We start from the raw sequence: 18111 nt of genomic DNA, 5'->3' as shown, positions 1-18111 counted from the left end.
TTCGGGCGGGCGGCAGTCGCCCCCGCCGCTGTGGGGACGGCGCTCGCCCGGCGACGAACCGCCGATGCCGTTCTGGTTGCGTCCGGCCGAGGGCTCGTCCGGTGAGCCGGGCCGGGACGAGTGATGAATCTCGACGACCGTCAACGCAAGATCGTCTTCGGGGTCCTGGCGGTGGTGCTCGCCGCGGTCGGCGTGTACCTGACGGTCGCCGGGCCCGATCGGGTGCGCGACGAGCCGGACGACCGGCCGACCGCCGCGGCGACCGTCCCGACCGGTCCGGCGTCGCCGCCGCCCGGTATCCGGACGGAGGTGAACCCGGAGGACTTCGACCTGTACCGGCTTCTGCCGTTCTCCCGGGCCGAGTTCGCGACGGCCGCCGAAGTCGCCCAGAAGTTCGTGTCTGCGTACGCGACGTACCGGTACGACGAGGAGCCGCAGAAGTACGCCGAGCGGCTGTCCGGGCTGGTCACCGACCAGCTTGGCACCGAACTGGTGGGCGGTCACTCCTCGGCGGGTCTGGTCGCCAAGCGCGAGGAGGAGCGGACGGTCGCGACGGGCACGGCGTCGCTGGACCAGGTCCGCGACATCGGCGACAACTCGATCATCTTCCTGGTGACGGGCACGCAGAAGGTCACCGCGGGGGGCAAGGAGACCAGCGAGGACAAGCGGTGGGCGGTGACGGTCGTGCGGGACGGCGGATCGTTGAAGGTCTACGCGTTCGAGCCGGCGGACGCCGGGCAGGCGGGTGACACCGGATGACGGCGCGGCGGCTGCTGTTCGCCGGGGCGCTCGGCGCCGCGGGCCTGCTGTTCGTCGCGCTGATCTTCGTTCCGGTGCTGTTCGGGGCGAGCCAGTTCATGTTCGGCGGCGGGGCGGGGTCCCGGTGCACGGACGTGTCGGAGGCCGGGGCGCAGCCCGCGGCGGGGGGCGACGCGGAGGCGATCCCGGGCGCGTTCCTTGAGCTGTACCAGAAGGCGGGCAAGGAGTACGGGATCCCCTGGAACGTCCTCGCGGGCGTCGGGAAGGTCGAGACCGACCACGGACGGTCCGATCTGCCGGGCGTCGCCGAGGGGGAGAACTACGCGGGGGCGGGCGGCCCGATGCAGTTCCTCGCCGCAACGTTCAAGTCGTACGGGGTCGACGGCGACGACGACGGGCACAAAGACCGGTACGACCCGGTCGACGCGATCCCGTCGGCCGCCGCGTACCTGAAGGCCAGCGGGGCGCCGGAGCGGATGCGGGACGCGATCTTCGCCTACAACCACTCGTGGGACTACGTGGACCTCGTGCTGGAGTGGGCCGGGAAGTACGCGGGCGGCGAGTTCGAGGTCGTCCAGAGCAACGGCGTGAACTGCGGCGACAACGAGCTGCCCGCCGGGGTCGACGGCATCGTCAAGGAGATCATCGACTTCGCGATGGCGCAGCGCGGCAAGCCGTACGTGTTCGGCGCGAACGGGCCGGACGCGTGGGACTGCTCCAGCCTGATCCAGGCGGCCTACCGGGCGGTGGGCCTGGCGATCCCGCGCACGACGTTCCAGCAGTGGCCGTTCGGAAAGAAGATCGAGAAGGGGCAGGAGCAGCCGGGCGATCTGGTGTTCTTCGACTCCGGTCCCGGGACGTCGGCGAACAATCCGGGGCATGTCGGGATGGTCATCTCGGACGGCAAGATGATCGTCGCGCGCTGCTCGACGTGCGTGCCGGCGATCGCCGTCCAGTCCTACGAGCGCTCGGACTGGATCGGGTCGACGCGCCCGCTGGCCAAGCCCGAGCTGCAGCGGCAGCTCGCGGCGGCCGAGGAGCGTTCGTGAGGGCGGGCCGCGGATAAATCGGACGGAAATGGGGGTGCCGCGTGGCATGCTGGCCCGCGTGGACGCCGAGATAACGATCCGAGTCGCCGACGAACTGCTGATGTTCCTGCCCGCCGCCCGGCGGGAGCCGGTCCGGCGCGTACCCTACGACGGGACGTCGACGCTGGGGCACCTCGTGGAGTCGCTGGGCGTTCCGCTGCCCGAGGCGGGCCCGATGACGATCGCGGGGGAGCCGGTCGACGCCGCGACGCGCACGCGGGACGGCGACGAGGTGCGGGTACGGGCCGTCCCGCGCCCGCAGCCGGTGCCGCTGGAGCCGGGGCAGGTCGCCCCGCGCTTCCTGCTCGACGTGCACCTGGGCACGCTGGCGCGCCGGATGCGGCTGCTGGGCCTCGACACCGCCTACCACAACGACATGGACGATCCCGCGCTCGTCGTGCAGGCCAACGAGGAGCGCCGGGTCCTGCTGACCCAGGACCGGGGGCTGCTGCGCCGCCGCGCGCTGTGGTTCGGCGCGTACGTGCGGGGGCCGAAGCCGGACGGCCAGCTCCGTGACATGCTCGGACGGTTCGCGCCCGTGCTGCGGCCGTGGACGCGCTGCACCGCCTGCAACGGCGAGCTGGTCCCGGTCGACAAGACCGAGATCGAGCGGGAGCTGGAGGCGGGCACGCGGCGCAGCTACGACATCTACGGACGGTGCGGGCGGTGCCGGCAGGTGTACTGGCGCGGCGCCCACGGCGACCACCTGGAGGAGATCGTCCGGGAGGCGACGCGACTGGTCGCGGACGACCGCGCGGACGGCGCCGCCGAGGGGCGCGCGGGCGGGAGCGACCGGGCCGGGGCCGCCGTCCCGGAGTGAGACGAGGAAGGAGCTGGTTCCGATCGACCTGATCGTGGTGGGTGCGGCGATCATCGCGGACGGGCGGCTGCTGGCCGCACAGCGGGCCGAACCGGCCCACATGGCGGGCGGCTGGGAGCTGCCCGGCGGCAAGGTCGACCCCGGCGAGACCGACGCCGACGCGCTCGTCCGGGAGTGCCACGAGGAACTGGCGATCAAGGTGCGGCTCGGCCGCCGGATCGGCGCCGACTGGCGGCTGAGCGAACGGGCGGTGCTGCGGGTGTGGACGGCGGGCATCGTCGAGGGCGAGCCGCGCGCGCTGGAGCATCTCGCGCTGCGCTGGCTCGCCCCGGACGAGCTGTTCGACGTGGCGTGGCTCGACGGCGACCGGCCGGTCATCGACGTGCTGGCCCGGGAGGGCCTCGGCTGATCGCGACCCGGCCCCGCGCCGTGCGGCGCGGGGCCGTCCGGGCGGCGGCTCAGCCGATCCGGTTGGCGCCCGCGTAGTCCGAGCGCTCCGACAGCCGGGAGATTTTCACCACATCTCCGGTCTGCGGCGCGTGCAGGTACTTGCCGTCGCTGAGGTAGATCCCCATGTGGTGGAGATTGCTGCCGAAGTACACGAGGTCGCCGGACCGGAGCTGGTTGCGCGAAACCTTGCTGCCCAGCCCGTACAGCGCCCCGGTGTAGTGCGGCAGGCCCGACTTGCCGACCTGCGCGTACGCCCAGACGACCAGTCCGGAGCAGTCGAAGCTGCTCGGCCCGGCGGCCGCCCACACGTACGGGGAGCCGAGCTTGCTCGCCGCCTTGCGGGCCATCTCGGCGGGCAGGCCGGTGCCCTTCACCGAGGCTTTGAGGCCGGTGCGGGGGCTGTAGGCGTTGGTGGTCGTCAGCTTCTCGAGCCGCTTGAGCACCTCGTCGACCTTGTCCTTGGCCTTGCCCTTGGCCTCCTCGGACGTCTCGGCGGCCTTCTCGACCTGGGCGGTCTTGTCGTGCGCGGCCTTCTCGGCGGCCTCGGCCTGCCCGACCTGCTTCTCCAGGGCCGCGACGGTGTCGACCTGGCGCTGCGCGAGGAACGCCGAGGCGGCGAGCCCCTCCGCGCTCCCGTCGACCATGAACAGGACGTCCGGGCGGCCGCCCTTGTAGTTGGCGGCGGCGATCTCGCCGAGCCGCTGCCGGGCCGGTTCGGCCTGCGCGCGCAGCGCCGCGGCCTTCGTGGCGGCGGCCTGTTCGGCCTTCTTCGCGGCCTTCAGCTCGACGCGGGTCTTGTTGTACTGCTCGGTGAGGATTTCCGCCTCTTCCTGCAGCTTGTCCAGTTCCTTCTTCAGCCCGTCGACCGTCGTCGGAAGGGGGCCGGGGGAGCCGGACGGCTGCGGGGAGGGATCGGCGTGCGCGGCCGGCGCGGAGCCGAGCGTGATCAGCAACAGCGTCGCCGCGGCGGCGGGCGCGAGTCCCCGCCGGGGGGAGCGCCTGCGCCGGAGATGGTCCGGTGTCAAGCCGGGGTCTCCTCTCGTCGACGGCCGGTTCTCGACGGCCGGATCACCGGGAGATTACAAACATTGAGCAAAATTCGCCAACCGGGGTTTAAGTGACTCATGTTACGGACCGGCGAGACGGGGCCGGTTCCGGGGGCCTCGGATGGCGGCGAGTACGGCAGGAACCGGACAGCGGCAAGTAGAATGAGAGGGCTGCACATCTGCGGCGACTCCCGAACTCTCACGCAAGGCGAAACCGCATGCCCATCTCCACGCGCGACGACCTCCGGAACGTCGCGATCGTCGCCCACGTCGACCACGGCAAGACGACGCTGGTCGACGCCATGCTCTGGCAGTCCGGTGCCTTCCGCGAGAACCAGGACGTCGACGACCGGGTCATGGACTCCAACGACCTGGAGCGCGAGAAGGGCATCACCATTCTCGCGAAGAACACCGCCGTCCGGCACAACGGGCTGACGATCAACATCATCGACACCCCCGGCCACGCCGACTTCGGCGGCGAGGTCGAACGCGGCCTGTCCATGGTGGACGGCGTCGTCCTGCTGGTGGACGCCAGCGAGGGGCCGCTCCCGCAGACCCGGTTCGTGCTGCGCAAGGCGCTCGCCGCGCGTCTCCCGGTGATCCTGGTCGTCAACAAGACCGACCGGCCGGACGCGCGCATCGACGAGGTCGTCGACGAGACCTACGAGCTGTTCATGGACCTCGACGCCGACGAGGAGCAGATCGACTTCCCGATCGTGTACGCGTCGGGGCGGGCCGGCCGCGCGTCCATGAACAAGCCCGGCGACGGCGAGCAGCCCGACAGCGCGGACCTCGAACCGCTGTTCACGGTCATCACCGAGACGATCCCGGCGCCGTCCTACGACCCGGACGCGCCGCTCCAGGCGCACGTCACGAACCTGGACGCGTCCAGCTACCTCGGCCGGATCGCGCTGTGCCGGGTGCGCGCCGGGACGATCAAGAAGGGGCAGCAGGTCGCCTGGTGCCGCCGCGACGGCAGCGTCGAGCGCGTCAAGATCACCGAGCTGCTGATGACCGAGGCGCTGACCCGCAAGCCCGCCGACGAGGCCGGGCCCGGCGACATCATCGCGCTGGCCGGCATCCCGGAGATCATGATCGGCGAGACCATCGCCGACCCCGACGACCCGCGCCCGCTGCCGCTGATCACGGTGGACGAGCCGGCGATCTCCATGACGATCGGCACCAACACCGGCCCGATGGCGGGCCGCGAGAAGGGCACCAAGGTCACCGCCCGCCTCGTCAAGGACCGCCTCGACCGCGAGCTGGTCGGCAACGTGTCGATCAAGGTGGTGCCGACCGACCGCCCGGACGCCTGGGAGGTGCAGGGCCGCGGCGAGCTGGCCCTCGCCATCCTCGTGGAGAACATGCGCCGCGAGGGCTACGAGCTGACGGTCGGCAAGCCGCAGGTCGTCGCCAAGGAGATCGACGGCAAGAAGCACGAGCCGGTCGAGCGGCTCACCGTCGACATCCCCGAGGAGCACCTCGGCGCGGTCACGCAGCTCCTCGCCGTCCGCAAGGGCCGCATGGAGCACATGACCAACCACGGGACCGGCTGGGTGCGGATGGAGTTCCTGGTCCCCGCGCGCGGCCTGATCGGCTTCCGCACCGAGTTCATGACCGAGACGCGCGGCACCGGCATGGCGCACCACGTCTTCGAGGGCTACGAGCCGTGGTTCGGCGAGCTGCGCACTCGCCCGTCCGGTTCGCTGGTCGCCGACCGCACCGGCGCCGCCACCGCGTTCGCGATCACGAACCTGCAGGAGCGCGGCACGTTCTTCGTCGGGCCGACCACCGAGGTGTACGAGGGCATGATCGTCGGGGAGAACTCCCGCTCCGACGACATGGACGTGAACATCACCAAGGAGAAGAAGCTCACGAACATGCGTTCCTCGACGGGCGACGAGCTGGAGCGGCTCACGCCGCCGCGCAACCTGTCCCTGGAGGAGGCGCTGGAGTTCTGCCGCGAGGACGAGTGCGTCGAGGTCACGCCGACCGCCGTCCGCATCCGGAAGGTCGTCCTGGACGCCAAGGAGCGCGAGCGCACGCGCGCCCGCACCAAGCGCTCCGGCTGACCCCGGGCGGCGGTTCCGGGGCCACGTCCCGCCGCCCCGGTCCGCACGCCGAACGGAAACGGCCCCCGGTTCGTCCGAACCGGGGGCCGTTTCCGTCGTGCGCGTCCGTCGTGCGCGGTCGTCCGCGTCAGTTGAGCTGGACGTTGCCCGTGACGTCGGCGGCCAGGCGGAGCTGGTCGCCGTTCTTCAGCGGCGCCTCGACGCCGCGCGGGAGCCGCTCACCGTTGACGAACGTCCCGTTCGTGGAGCCCTCGTCGCGCACCCACGCCGTCCCGGACGGGTCGAGCCACACCGTCGAGTGCCGCCGCGACACGTTGTCGTACTGCGTGAACGTGGACGCGACCGGCGACTGCCCGGCGTCGCGGCCCAGCACCAGGTGCTGGCCCACCGACACCTTCAGCTCGCCCGTCGGGAACTGCATCCGCAGGACGGGCGTGCCCTGCTGCGGCAGCGGCCGCAGGCACTGGTCGCACTGCGCGGCGCCCGGGCTGGACAGGACCGCCTCGCAGTACGGGCACATCATCGCCGTGTTGTCGCTGCGCGGCGGGCCGCCGTGCGGGCCGCCGCGCTGCTGCTCCGGCGGCAGGAGCGTCTGCTCGCGGCCGTGCGGCGGCGGCATCGGCGGCCGCTGGTCGGGCTGCGGCGGGGGACCGAACTGGTCCTGCTGCGGAGCGTGCGGCTGCGGCGCGCCCCACTGGTCCTGCTGCGGCGGGCCGAACTGGTCCTGGGGAGGACCGAACTGATCCTGGCCGGGCGGGCCGAACTGGTCTTGGCCGCCGGGCGGACCGAACTGGTCCTGGCCGCCGCCGGGCGGGCCGAACTGGTCCTGCGGAGGACCGAACTGGTCCTGCGGAGCCTGCTGCTGCGGTGCACCCCACTGGTCCTGCTGCGGTGCGCCCCACTGGTCGTTCTGCGGCGCCTGGTGCTGCTGCGGCGCCTGCATCCCGCCCATTCCGCCGCCCTGCGGACCCGGCTGACCGAACTGGTCCTGGCCGGGCGGGCCGGACTGCTGCTGTGGTGCGCCCCACTGGTCCTGCTGTGGGGCCTGCTGCTGCGGCGGCCCCCACTGGTCCTGCTGCTGCGGCGCGCCCCACTGGCCTGCGGAGCCTGCTGCTGCGGTGCACCCCACTGGTCCTGCTGCGGCGCTGGTGCTGCTGGGGCGCCTGCTGCTGGGGTGCCTGCTGGTACTGGTACTGGTCCTGCTGCTGGTACTGCGGGGCACCGTGCGGCGGCCCCCCGTGCTGGGGAGCGCCGTGCTGGGGCGCACCGTGTTGCGGGGCACCGTGCTGCGGGCCGCCGTGCTGCGGAGCACCGTGCTGGGGTGCGCCGTACTGCGACCCCGGCATCTGGGACTGGTCGTCGTACCCGCCGGGCCCCGGCCGACCGGCCCCGGCCCGCGCCAGGTTCGCGCCGCAGCTCATGCAGACCAGGTCCCCAGGCTGGGACTGCTCACCGCAGACTGGACAGTTCAAGCTCGCCATGACACTTCCCCCGAGCGTACGCCGGCGCGTTCGAGCCTCGACGTGAGGTGCTCCATGTCGTCCCTTCGCGGGATCCCGATGTAGTACACCCGCCTTCCCTCCGGCCCTTCGTCCACGGACACCTGCACTCTGGGCCCAGCGCCTTCCTCAGTCTTCCCGATGTCGGCCAGTGCCCCGTACCGTTCCCGCCCCAATGGCGACAGCGGCACGACGCGCTGGTTGGCCGACCCCCTCCAGAGTAGGGAGCCGCCCTCGGGGTGTCGCCCCCTCGGGTTGAGCCGGTCGACATACGGCCCCGTGATCACGGCGTCGCACATGTCCAGGATCTCCCGAAACTCGCGGGACCGCGCGAGCCGAGAGTAGGCATATCCGCTGTAGACCAATATGTCGAACCTAATCGTCTCACGCGTGGGGGCGTCCCGCCATGCACGGACCCCGCGCAGCAGCGCGGCCAGCGCGGCCGGCTGCTGGAACGGCTCACCGCCCGAGATCGTCAGCCCGTCCACCGGTCCGGGCAGCGAGGCCAGCCAGCCGAGGATCGTCTCGACGGGGACGGCCTTGCCCGGATCGGCGTCCCAGGTGTCCCGGGACAGGCATCCGGGGCAGTGCAGCGTGCAGCCCTGCGTCCAGATGCCGGCGCGGGTACCGGGGCCGAGTGCGGTCACCGGATGGTGCGCCTTGGCGAGCAGCAGCGAACGCGGGGTGCCGCCGCCCGTCACAGGAGGTCCAGATGCACGATACTGCCCTCGCGGCGTATCCCGGACACGGTCATGGGCTCGTCCGGGACGAGTTCCCGGTCGAACAGCGCGCGCGCCAGCGGGTTGACGAAGTAGGACTCCAGCGCCATCCCGATGCCGCGCCCGCCGCTGTCGAGTTCCGCGGTGCACCAGCCCCGCAGCGTCTCCAGCGCGTCGTCCTCCATCGTCAGGACGAGCCGGTGCTCCTCCGACACGCGCTTGCAGATGTTCGCGAACTGCAGGTCGAAGATCCGCTGCGCGGCGTCGGCGGAGATGAAGTCGAACACCACGATGTTGTCGCCGAACCGGTTGAGCAGCTCCGGCCGGTTCAGCACCTCGGTGAAGTGCTCGGCGACCGCGCCCTTGATGCGCTGCGCGACCTCGTCGTACGACATTCCCGGAGTGATGTTCTGCACACGGTTGGGCGACGCGTACGTCTGCCCGCCCGGAGTCGTCAGGTCGCGCCCCGGCACGTACATCCCGAGGTTCGAGGTGAAGATCAGGATCGACTCGGAGAAGTGGACGGTGTTGCCGCGCCCGTCGGTGAGCCGCCCGTCCTCCAGGATCTGCAGGAACTTGTCCAGGATCCGCGGATGGGCCTTCTCGATCTCGTCGAACAGCATCACGCGGAACGGGTCCTCGCGCACCGCGTTCGTCAGCTCGCCCCCGGCTTCGTGCCCGACGTAGCCCGGCGGCGCGCCGATCAGCCGGTCTCCGGAGCCCTCCCCGGAGAACTCGCTCATGTCGAACCGCAGGTACGCCGACTCGTCCCCGAAGATCAGCTCGGTGACCGCCTTCGCCAGCTCCGTCTTGCCGGTGCCGGTCGGGCCCGCGAAGAACAGCACGCCCCGCGGACGGCTCCCGGACCGCGTCGCCTGCGCGCCCGACAGGCCCAGCACCGCCCGCTTGAGGATGTCGAGCGTCTTCGTCACCGCCTGCGGCTGCCCGATCACCCGCTCGGGCACCCGCTTCTCGCCCTCCAGCACCCGGCGCCGCAGGTGCCCGCGGCTCCACGGGTTGTCGAGCACCCCGAGCTTGTAGGTGCGGACGGCGTCCGGCAGATCCGCGAGGTTGACGTTGCGTTCCTTCGCCAGCCGCGTCACCTCGATCATCGACTGCAGGGTGAGCCCGTCCGCCTGCTCGGCGAACGCGTCGCACGCCGCCCCGGCCGTCTCGTCCGCGCCGACGTCGCTCACCCCGACGCCCGCGCCAGCAGTCGGGCCGTCTCCTGCCGGTCGCCCAGATGCGGCCGCGGGATCGTGATCTCCCGGATCGTCTCGTTGTCGGTCGTCATCCACGGCGGCAGGTCGCCCGGCCGCTCCACCAGCCACACCACCGGGTTGTAGAGCGGCTTCGGGCGCGCCCCGACCACCCGCACCGGACGGGCCGTCCGCGACAGCTTCGCGCAGAACCGGAAGAAGTCGCGCTCGGCGGGCTCCAGGTCGGTCGCGTCCGCGCGATCCGGGACGCCGAGTCGATCACGAACGCGCCCCGCACGTTCTCCTGCGGCCGCACCACCGCGGCCATGTGCCGGGTCAGCGCCTCCAGGGACGGCTTGTCGTCCGGCTTCAGCCGACCCATCAGCCGCTCGGCCTCGCGCCGCGCCTCGTCCGACAGTTCGTCGCCGTCGTCCGGCCAGATCTGCAGCCCGTCCACCGGGTCGTACACGATCATGAACGAGGCGCCGCTGGCCCGCAGCGTCTCCCACAGCAGCTCCCGCAGCGGCAGCAGCCGCGCCGGGCTCCCGACCTGCGCGGGCGGCGCGAGGAAACTGTCGTGCAGGTTGCCCGACAGCACGTACTGCGAGTGCACCGACAGCGTCGCGTCCAGCTCCCGGATGAACGGCGGCCAGCCCTGCAGCCGTCCGCCCAGCGTCGGCGAATCAATGCTCATCAGGCCCGCTCCACTCCGCTATCCGGTCCGGTCGCTCCGGCGACCCCCGCCGTCACTGGTCGCGCGAGCGATGGCGCTCCCGCCGCTCCGCACGCCCCCTAGTGTGCCGTGACTCGGTCGTCACCGGCAGTTCGCGCACGCCCGGGTCGAGCCGCCAGCCCACGTCGGACCGGATCCCGGCCTCGGCCAGCCGGGCCCGCGCGGCCTCGAATGCCGCGCACCACTCCGCCTCGCGCTCGGCGTCGACCCGCCGGTCGTCCTCGCTCTCCGCGGGCCGCTCCCGTGTCATCGACGCCCGCACCTGCGCCGCGTCCACCCGCATCCGGACGCTGTGGTCCGGCCACGCGCCCTTGGTGAGGACCATCGTCCCGTCCGACGCGGTGAGCGTCTCGAAGCCGCTCTCCACCTCGTAGCCGAGATCCTCGAACGCCGCGGTGATCGAGTCGAGCACGTACCGCCGTTCGGCCTCCGCCTGCGCGGCGGCGTCCGCCTCGGCGGCCCGCAGCCGCTCCGCCTCCCGGAGCTCCCGCGTGCGGCGGTTGGCGTCCTGGATCCGCAGCCGCACCTCCTGCAGGACGCCCTCGGCCTCGCCCGCCGTCGCGGCGGACGCCAGCAGCCGCGCCGCCTCCGCGACCGCCTCCCGCTCGGCCGGCCCTGCGTCGGGCAGCAGCCGCGCCATCACCCGCGCGAGGGTCCGCCGGACGTCCTCGCCGTCCGCCCGCGGGACGTCCTCGGACCGTTCGAGGTCGGTGGCGAGGCCCTCGCCGGACGCGGCGAAGATCTGCGCGGTGACCTCGGCGGCCAGGTGGTCCGACAGCGCCCGCTCCGCTTCGTCCAGGGCCCGGTCGGTGGCGGCGCACCACGCCGTCAGCTCCTCGGCGGGCTGCTCGCCGAGATCCAGGGGAGCGGGCAGGCGGACGTGCGCGCCGAACCGCCCGCGGGTCTCGGTGAGCGCCGCGATCCGCGCGTTGCGCTCGACGGCCTCGCGCAGCGCCCGCTCCCGCGTCGCCGCCTCGGCGAGCGCCGCCGCCCGCGCCTCCGCGCGTCCCTCCGCCAGCGCGGCGAGGGCCTCCGCCCCGCGCCCGGCCAGGCCCCCGGCCCGGCCCAGCACCCGGTTCATGCCCAGGCTCAGCACGACCGCCGCGTCCAGCGCGATGTCGGCCTCGACTCCGCTGCTCATGCCCCTCCCGTCGCCATGCCCCGCCGCGCCTCCCGCCAGCGGTGCAGCCGGACGCCCGCCAGCGCGCCGTGCGCGACCGGCGCGACGATCAGCACGAGCGTCCACAGCAGGCCCGCGACCGGCGTCACGGCCGCCAGCAGCAGGAAGATCAGCAGCAGCGGGACCGTCCCGGCGAGCAGCACGAGCCCGCACCCGCGCCGTCCCGTCCGCCGCGCCGCGCCCGACACGGTTTGCGACGCCTTCGACAGGCCCCGGCCGCCCACGCCGAGCACCTTGGAGAACATCGCCCACGGCCCGTGCGGGAGATAGTCCGCACCCTGCGCGCGCGCGAGCATGACCTCGAACACACACTGCGCGCCCCACACGACGACCGACAGCACGGCCAGGAAACCGAACGGAACCCCGGACGAACGCTGGAAGCCGCCCACCGAACTCGTCCCGTCATCGGACCCGCCACCGAACAGCGCGCCCACGATCCAACTGCCGAACAACCAGAAGGCCAGCAGCGGCAGCGTCCACAGCACCGCCCGTCCGGTGGCCGCGCCCCGCCCCGCGAGCCGGACGCGCTCGCGCTCGTCCCGCTGCGCCGCCAGGGCCGCCGACCGCTCCCGCTCGGCGTGCCGCGCCCGTCTGCGCGACTCGACCTCGACGACGGCCTCGGGCGCCGCCAGCAGCACCGCGAGCAGCCGCAGCGGATCGTCGCCCGCCCCGTCGGCCAGCCACTCGAACCACGGCACCGGCTCGGCGACCCGCTCCCGTGCCCGCGCCACGCCCTCGGCCAGCCGCCGGTGGACGTCCGCCCGCCGCCGCGAGCGCCAGCAGCATCGCCGACACCAGCGGCGGATCGTCCGCCCCGGCGTCCGGCAGCCGCGCCGCCAGCGCCGGGGGCGGCGCGTCCTGCGTCCGGATCCACGCCGCGAGGTCGTTCCACGCCGCCGCGTGCGCCCGCCACTGCTCGTCCACCCCCGCCAGGTCGGCGCCGCCCGCGAACCCCGCCAGGTCCCGCAGCAGGCCCTCCCGCCACAGCTCCCGGACGAGCCGGCACGCCACCCGATGGTCCGGCCCCGGATTCTCGACGTACCGGGGGAGCCTGCCGAGGTCGTCCTCGGTCACCCGGCGACCGAGGAAATGCGGGGGAAGCTCCGGATCCAGCCACCGCACCAGGTGCAGCAGCTTGACGTCCGGAGAGAGATCCGCCGTCAGGCGGCCGTCGACCAGCTCGATGCTGGTGTCGTCCGGGACCTCCGCGAGCCAGGCCCGCAGGCTCCGCCACGCCTCACTGCTCTCGCCGCGCCCGAAGAAGTACTGCGCGGCGTGGTCCCACTCCGCGACGAGCGCGCGCGCGAGTTCGTCCCGTTGTGCGTACCGGCGTCCCTTGAACGGCAGGCCGGTGCCCGGCTCCGCCTCGGCGGACTCCTCGACGACCGGAGGAGACCCGCCGTCCAGCCAGGCCGCGACCTGCTCGCCCGTCCAGCGGCGGCGCGGATCGCGGGCCAGCAGCCCGCGGCACAGCAGCCGCAGCCGCGGGTCCGCGACGTCGTCCGCGCTCACCGGCCGGGTCGCGAGATGGTCGACGACGACCGTCTCGCTCAGCCCCCGGAACGGCGCCCGCCCCGTCGCCAGCTCCCGGACGATCATGCCGAGCGACCACCAGTCGCGGGCAGGCGACACCTGCCCCGACAGCGACTCCGGCGCCGCGTACGCCAGCGTCCGCGACGAAGACGCGAACACCACGCTCTGCTCCAGCACCTTGCTCAGCCCGAAGTCGGCGATCACCAGCCGAAGCGGCGCGGTGCCCGATACGAGCACGTTCTCCGGCTTCAGATCGCGATGCACGATCCCCGCCCGGTGCAGCGCCGCGAGACCGTCCGCGAGCTGCGCGGCGACGTCGGCGACCGCGTCCGGCGGCAGCGGACCGTCCATCAGCGCCCGCAGGTTCCCGTCGGGCGCGTACGCGGTCACCTCGTAGTCGCGGCCGTCCGCGTGCCCCGTCTCCAGGATCCGCAGGACGTACGGCGAGCCGAGCTCGGGAAGCTTCGCCCACACGTCGCGATCCGCCCGGTAGCCCCGGCGGAAGATCTTCACCACGTGCTCCGCGCCGCGCTCGTCCCGCACCAGCAGCAGGTCCGACTCCGCACCCTGGACCGGCAGTTCCGCGACGGCCTCGTAGCGTCCGGCGAGGTCCGCGGGCAGCCGCATGAGCGACGCGCCGCCCGTCCCGTGCCCGTCCCGCCGCGTCTCCGCCGCGGTCCGCGGCACCGGCACCCGCGGCTCGTCGCGCCGCGTCGCCCCGGCGTCCCGCCGAGTCCCCGCCGCCTCGTCCGTCCCGTCGACCTCGCCCACTGACAGCCCCGGCTACCGCTTGTCCTTGATGACGCGCATGTACTCGGTGATCTTGAACTGGTTGATGAGGAACTCAAGGCCGATGCGGACCGTGACCAACTGGAGGAGCCAGATGATCGGCGTGGCGATCAATGTTCCGATGCCGAGCCACGCGTTCCACGTCATGAATCCGACACCGGTCCACACCAGGAGGAACGCGAAAAGTGTGATCAGCACGATCGCCAGCCGGTAGACCTTTTTGATCAGTACCGAGGTGATCATGAAGTCGAAGTTGGTGTCGAGCAGCGCGCCGATCACCCCCTTGTCTTTGGGCGGAGGCTGCCTCCCGGCTGCGACGGCAGTTGGGGCTGCGGGCCGGTCGCGTACGGGCCCGGGCCTGTCTGGTTCGGGTTCTGTGGCCCCTGACCGTGCCCCGGGCCCGGCGGGGCGGCCGGGGGGCGCGGGTTCGGGACCGGGATCGGGCCGGTGCCGTGATGCCGCGGCTGCGGCTGCGGTTGCTGCTGGGGATGCGGTGGGGGCGGCGGGCCGTACGGCCCTCCCGGAGGCTGCTGTCCGCCCGCAGGCGGGCGCGGTGGCCGGCCGGGGTCCGAGGGGTTCGTCATCAGCCGTCGTCTCCAGTGTTGAGCCGCCTTCAGGAAGACTCTACGGCCTGCGCACGGTCCCGTGCGGGCACCGACCCGCACCGTCCGCCGAAGCCGCGGGCCGTTCGGCGTGGCCGCCGCGCCCGCGCGGTACCCGCCGGGACGACACGTTCGTGCGCCGACGCGTCAGTACTGTCACCGAGGGGTGAGGCCCGCCGCGGTTCGGGCGTCGTTTCGGAACCGTCGGCGAGGGCGAACGCACCTCGCCCGTCCGGGGTGTTCGGTTATCGTTCCGGGGGCTCCACTCGGCGGATCTGGGCGAGGTTCGATGGTCGCGTTGGCGTTGCTTCCGCTGGGGTTCGTCACCGGCACGCTCGTCGCGCCGCTGGCGGAGCCGTACGTCGGCGACGTCCCCGCCCGCGACCGGACGGCCGTCGGCGCGGTCACGGCCCTGGTGTTCGGCGTGCTCGGGTTCGCCGTCGGACCGGCACCCGTCCTGCCCGCCCTCCTCTACCTGGGGATGGTCGGCACGCTCCTCGCGTTCGTCGACGTGCACGTCAAGCGGCTGCCGGACGAGTTCACGCTCCCTTCCTACGCGATCGTCCCGGCGCTGCTCGCCGCCGCGGCGCCCTTCGCCGAGGACGGGCCGCGCCACTTCGCGCACGCGATCCTCGGGATGGCGGGGCTGTTCCTCCTGTACGCGGTCCCGGCGTTCGTGAAGCCGTCCTGGCTGGGGCTCGGCGACGTCAAGCTCGCGGGCGTCCTCGGCCTGTGCCTCGGCTGGTTCGGCCTGGAGACCTGGCTCGCGGCGGTCCTGCTCACCTACCTGCTCGGCGGCGTGCTGAACCTCGGCATCATGATGGTCCGCCGCACGCTCCGGCGGGAGTTCGCCTACGGTCCGTACATGCTGGCCGGGGCGCTCGGCGCCGCCGTCCTGGCCTAGTCGCAGAGCTTCTTCCCGGAGTCGGCCTTCTCCCCGATGTTCTGGATGGCGGGCGGTGCGAGCTTGAGCCCCTTCGTCCCGATCACGAGCCGCACGCCGTCCTCCGGCGCGCCGCCGTCCGCGGTGAGCAGCGCGTCCGGGACGTCCCGCGCGAGGACGGACGCGTGCGCCTCGGCGGACGGTGCGTACACGATGCGGCTGTCCGGGGCGTCGGCCGTCTCCTCGACGTCGTCGGCCACCTTGAAGCCGCGCCGTTCGAGTTGCTTGACCACCCGGTCGACGGCCTTGTCCTTCGCCCCGGCCGACACGACCGTGACGTCGACGTCCTTCGGCTTCGGCGCGGGCTCGGCGTCGACCGGTGCGGCGGGCGCGGCGGGCAGTTTGTCGTCGTGCCTGATCGCCTCGAACATCGGCTCGGCCAGTTCGTCGTTCCACTGGACCCGGTTCGGGTCGGGCTTGTAGCCCTCGACCGGGACCGTGACGAACCGGACCTGCCCGGCGCTCATGCCCCGCAGCCCGTCCGCGAGCTTGCGCATGTCCGACAGGCCGAACTCGTCGTCGGTGGTGATCGAGTCCGTGGCGGCCTTGAGGAAGTCGTAGGTCTGGGCAGGGTCCGTCAGGACGTCGGAGCTCAGCGCCTTGTCCACGACGGCGCCCATGAATTTCTGCTGCCGCTCGATCCGCCCGAGATCGGACCCGTTGCCGAGCGAGTAGCGGGCGCGGACGTACCCGAGGGCCTTCTCGCCCTTGACGGTCTGCTTTCCCGCCTCCAGGTGCAGTTCGGCGCGCGGATCGTTCACGGGCTTCTCGACGCAGATCTCCACGCCGCCCAGCGCGTCCACCATCCGCTTGAAGCCGGAGAAGTCGATCTGCACGAAGTGGTCGATGTGGACGCCGGTGAGCGACTCCAGCGTTTTCCACGTGCATGTCGGACCCGCGTAGGAGAACGCGCTGTTCAGCATCCCGAACCGCGCGTCGACGTCGTCCCCGTTCTCCTTCTCGCACTCCGGGATCTTCACCATCGAGTCGCGCGGGAAGCTCATCGCGACCGCCTGGTCCCGGTTCGGCGACAGATGCAGCAGGATCGTCGTGTCCGAACGCGCCCCCGCCATCCCAGGCACCGCGTACTCGGAGTTGTCGCCCTCGCGGGTGTCGGAGCCGAGCAGCAGGATGTTCAGCGATTCGTTGAGCTTCTGGGGCCGGTTCGGCCCGAGTTGCGACCCGACGTCCTTCTTGTCGATGCCGCCCACCAGGTCGCGGTACAGCCAGTACGCGCCCCCGCTCCCCGCCACGAGCACGGCCACCAGCCCGATGGCGGTCCGGCGGATGATCTTGCGACGCCGAACCCGCCGAGCACCGCCGCGTCCGGACGAGGACGACTCGTCGTCGTGCGCATCGGCACCCTCGGCGTCGCGTTCGTCCGATCCCGATCCCGGTTCCGGTTCCTCTTCGGCAGAGACGTCGTCCGCGGGATCGTCCGTGTCCGGGCCGTCCTCCGGGGCGTCCGCAGCCTCCGGGGTACCTTCGTCCGTGTCGACATCGGCGGCATCGTCGTCGTTGGCACGGTCCCGCGCCCTGTCGTCGTCGGTCGTGTCCGCGAGGTCTTCGCGGCGTGGATCGGGGCCCGTCGGCGGTTCTGTGTTCATGAGTGTGCGCAGCCGTTCGTGAAACGGTGGGTGTCGCTCATCGGTCCCGTCTCGGCAGGCCCTGTCCGGGGCGTGGTCGGTGCGGCTCGTCGGTTACGAACTGGGCGGCATCGCGGATCATCGCGTCGCTTCTCTTATTAGATGCGCAGAAGTCGGATTCTGTTGACAAGTTCGTCCGAATCGAGGCGCCGCGGCGGTTTCCGTACGATCGCACCGTGAGCACGGGGTGGGTGATCGGCGGACGGTTCGCGATGCTGGACCGGATCGGGGCGGGCGGGACGAGCCGCGTCTGGCGCGCCTTCGACCGTGCGGAGGGACGGCACTGCGCCGCGAAGCTCGTGCAGCGGTGCGGGCCGACGGCGGTGCTGCGGGCCGTCCGGGAGCAGGCGCTGCGGCTCGCCCATCCGCACGTGCTGACGCCCTACGACTCGTGCGCGGCGGACGAGGACGTCCTGCTGGCGATGGAGCTGGTGCGCGGCGGGTCCCTGCAGACGCTCCTCGGCGACTACGGGCGGCTGCCCGCCGCGTACGCGGCGGAAGTGCTGGACCAGTTGCTGGCCGCGCTGAGCCACATCCACGGGGCGGGAGTGGTGCACCGCGACGTGAAACCGGCGAACCTGCTGCTGGAGCCGAGCGCGGTGGGCGCGCCGCACGTCCGGCTCGCCGACTTCGGGATCGCGCTCGAGGACGCCGGGACGCGGGTCACCACGACCGGGTTCGCCGTCGGAACCCCGGGCTACCTGGCGCCCGAGGTGCTCGACTGGAACAGGCCGGGGCCGCGCCAGGACCTGTACGCGGCCGGGATGGTCGGGTGGCGGATGCTGACCGGCGCGGGCGACCCGGAGCCGCGGCAGCGGGTGGGCGCGCCGCCCGCCGGGACGCCCCGGGGCCTGTGGTCGGTGATCGCCTGTCTGTGCGACCCCGACCCCGAGCGGCGCCCGCCGGACGCCGCCGGGGCGCGGCGCGCCCTCGCCATGTGCGGGCTGGAGCTCCGGCTTCCCGCGCGCACACTGGACGGCGAGGCCCTGCAGATCTTCGACCACCTGGGCCCGCCCGGCCCGTGAGTCACCGG

Annotated in this window: 17 protein-coding genes; 7 read left to right on the top strand and 10 right to left on the bottom strand. The window is 72.7% G+C overall.

Annotated elements, in window-relative coordinates; genetic code table 11:
• Positions 1-123: 123 nt before the first annotated feature.
• The 4 genes from BJF79_RS44650 to BJF79_RS44635 are packed head-to-tail and all read left to right on the top strand — an operon-like array spanning position 124 to position 3076.
• Positions 124-759 (top strand): hypothetical protein, encoded by a 636-nt coding sequence (locus tag BJF79_RS44650; protein ID WP_075906687.1) that lies wholly within the window; start codon positions 124-126, stop codon positions 757-759.
• Complete coding sequence (locus BJF79_RS44645) at positions 756-1808, top strand: bifunctional lytic transglycosylase/C40 family peptidase (protein WP_075906685.1); 1053 nt, start codon at positions 756-758, stop codon at positions 1806-1808. Before BJF79_RS44650 ends, BJF79_RS44645 begins: the two co-directional genes overlap by 4 nt.
• Before the next feature lie 28 nt (positions 1809-1836).
• Positions 1837-2667, top strand: a complete 831-nt coding sequence (locus tag BJF79_RS44640) for a Mut7-C RNAse domain-containing protein (protein ID WP_083734709.1) — start codon at positions 1837-1839, stop codon at positions 2665-2667.
• A 37-nt stretch (positions 2668-2704) separates the two neighbouring features.
• Positions 2705-3076 (top strand): (deoxy)nucleoside triphosphate pyrophosphohydrolase, encoded by a 372-nt coding sequence (locus tag BJF79_RS44635; RefSeq protein ID WP_262403489.1) that lies wholly within the window; start codon positions 2705-2707, stop codon positions 3074-3076.
• Positions 3077-3125: 49 nt separating this feature from the next.
• Here BJF79_RS44635 and BJF79_RS44630 read toward each other — a convergent pair whose 3' ends face one another.
• Complete coding sequence (locus BJF79_RS44630; RefSeq protein WP_075906683.1) at positions 3126-4142, bottom strand: NlpC/P60 family protein; 1017 nt, start codon at positions 4140-4142, stop codon at positions 3126-3128.
• Between the two features lie 239 nt (positions 4143-4381).
• On the opposite strand from BJF79_RS44630, the gene typA reads away from it, so the two are divergent.
• Positions 4382-6235 carry a translational GTPase TypA gene (typA, locus tag BJF79_RS44625; protein ID WP_075906682.1) on the top strand — a complete coding sequence of 618 codons (1854 nt, stop codon included), beginning with the start codon at positions 4382-4384 and terminating at the stop codon, positions 6233-6235.
• Positions 6236-6362: 127 nt separating this feature from the next.
• Here the strand turns inward: typA and BJF79_RS64495 are convergent, their stop codons facing one another.
• The 8 genes from BJF79_RS64495 to BJF79_RS44590 form a co-directional block, all read right to left on the bottom strand.
• The gene (locus tag BJF79_RS64495; RefSeq protein ID WP_262403488.1) at positions 6363-7547 is read right to left on the bottom strand and encodes an FHA domain-containing protein; all 1185 of its coding nucleotides are present in this window, start codon (positions 7545-7547) and stop codon (positions 6363-6365) included.
• Positions 7548-7703: 156 nt separating this feature from the next.
• The gene (locus BJF79_RS44615) at positions 7704-8435 is read right to left on the bottom strand and encodes a 4Fe-4S single cluster domain-containing protein (protein ID WP_075906678.1); all 732 of its coding nucleotides are present in this window, start codon (positions 8433-8435) and stop codon (positions 7704-7706) included.
• On the bottom strand, positions 8432-9649 hold the full coding sequence (locus BJF79_RS64490; RefSeq protein WP_262403487.1) for an AAA family ATPase: 1218 nt from the start codon (positions 9647-9649) through the stop codon (positions 8432-8434). The genes BJF79_RS44615 and BJF79_RS64490 overlap by 4 nt, the downstream gene beginning before the upstream one ends.
• Positions 9650-9743: 94 nt before the next feature.
• Positions 9744-10346, bottom strand: a complete 603-nt coding sequence (locus BJF79_RS64485; protein ID WP_262403486.1) for a hypothetical protein — start codon at positions 10344-10346, stop codon at positions 9744-9746.
• Positions 10347-10398: 52 nt separating this feature from the next.
• Positions 10399-11526, bottom strand: a complete 1128-nt coding sequence (locus BJF79_RS44605) for a response regulator receiver protein (protein ID WP_075906676.1) — start codon at positions 11524-11526, stop codon at positions 10399-10401.
• Complete coding sequence (locus tag BJF79_RS64480; protein ID WP_075906674.1) at positions 11523-12050, bottom strand: hypothetical protein; 528 nt, start codon at positions 12048-12050, stop codon at positions 11523-11525. Before BJF79_RS64480 ends, BJF79_RS44605 begins: the two co-directional genes overlap by 4 nt.
• Positions 11968-13869: a protein kinase domain-containing protein gene (locus BJF79_RS44595; RefSeq protein ID WP_075906672.1), complete on the bottom strand. Its 1902-nt coding sequence runs from the start codon at positions 13867-13869 to the stop codon at positions 11968-11970. The genes BJF79_RS64480 and BJF79_RS44595 overlap by 83 nt, the downstream gene beginning before the upstream one ends.
• Positions 13870-13881: 12 nt before the next feature.
• Positions 13882-14166 carry a DUF4282 domain-containing protein gene (locus BJF79_RS44590; RefSeq protein ID WP_083734708.1) on the bottom strand — a complete coding sequence of 95 codons (285 nt, stop codon included), beginning with the start codon at positions 14164-14166 and terminating at the stop codon, positions 13882-13884.
• A gap of 612 nt (positions 14167-14778) precedes the next feature.
• Here BJF79_RS44590 and BJF79_RS44585 point away from each other — a divergent pair.
• The gene (locus BJF79_RS44585) at positions 14779-15393 is read left to right on the top strand and encodes an A24 family peptidase (protein WP_075906670.1); all 615 of its coding nucleotides are present in this window, start codon (positions 14779-14781) and stop codon (positions 15391-15393) included.
• Here BJF79_RS44585 and BJF79_RS44580 read toward each other — a convergent pair.
• Complete coding sequence (locus tag BJF79_RS44580) at positions 15390-17039, bottom strand: LCP family protein (protein ID WP_075906668.1); 1650 nt, start codon at positions 17037-17039, stop codon at positions 15390-15392. The two genes, BJF79_RS44585 and BJF79_RS44580, sit on opposite strands and share 4 nt — an antisense overlap.
• A 215-nt stretch (positions 17040-17254) precedes the next feature.
• Here BJF79_RS44580 and BJF79_RS44575 point away from each other — a divergent pair, with 215 nt between their 5' ends.
• Positions 17255-18103 (top strand): serine/threonine-protein kinase, encoded by an 849-nt coding sequence (locus tag BJF79_RS44575; RefSeq protein ID WP_075906666.1) that lies wholly within the window; start codon positions 17255-17257, stop codon positions 18101-18103.
• Positions 18104-18111: the final 8 nt, after the last annotated feature.

The organism is Actinomadura sp. CNU-125 (assembly GCF_001942465.1).
Taxonomy (GTDB): domain Bacteria; phylum Actinomycetota; class Actinomycetes; order Streptosporangiales; family Streptosporangiaceae; genus Spirillospora.
The sequence above is the reverse complement of the archived record's forward strand: the minus strand, read 5'-3'. Positions and strand labels throughout refer to the sequence as shown.

Excerpts from the sequence above, each read along its gene's own strand:
- BJF79_RS64485 (WP_262403486.1), bottom strand. The coding sequence starts at position 10,346 with ATGAGCATTGATTCGCCGACGCTGGGCGGACGGCTGCAGGGCTGGCCG.
- BJF79_RS44650 (WP_075906687.1), top strand. The coding sequence starts at position 124 with ATGAATCTCGACGACCGTCAACGCAAGATCGTCTTCGGGGTCCTGGCG.
- BJF79_RS44645 (WP_075906685.1), top strand. The coding sequence starts at position 756 with ATGACGGCGCGGCGGCTGCTGTTCGCCGGGGCGCTCGGCGCCGCGGGC.
- BJF79_RS44580 (WP_075906668.1), bottom strand. The coding sequence starts at position 17,039 with ATGAACACAGAACCGCCGACGGGCCCCGATCCACGCCGCGAAGACCTC.
- BJF79_RS44605 (WP_075906676.1), bottom strand. The coding sequence starts at position 11,526 with ATGAGCAGCGGAGTCGAGGCCGACATCGCGCTGGACGCGGCGGTCGTG.
- BJF79_RS44640 (WP_083734709.1), top strand. The coding sequence starts at position 1,837 with ATGGGGGTGCCGCGTGGCATGCTGGCCCGCGTGGACGCCGAGATAACG.
- typA (WP_075906682.1), top strand. The coding sequence starts at position 4,382 with ATGCCCATCTCCACGCGCGACGACCTCCGGAACGTCGCGATCGTCGCC.
- BJF79_RS44585 (WP_075906670.1), top strand. The coding sequence starts at position 14,779 with ATGGTCGCGTTGGCGTTGCTTCCGCTGGGGTTCGTCACCGGCACGCTC.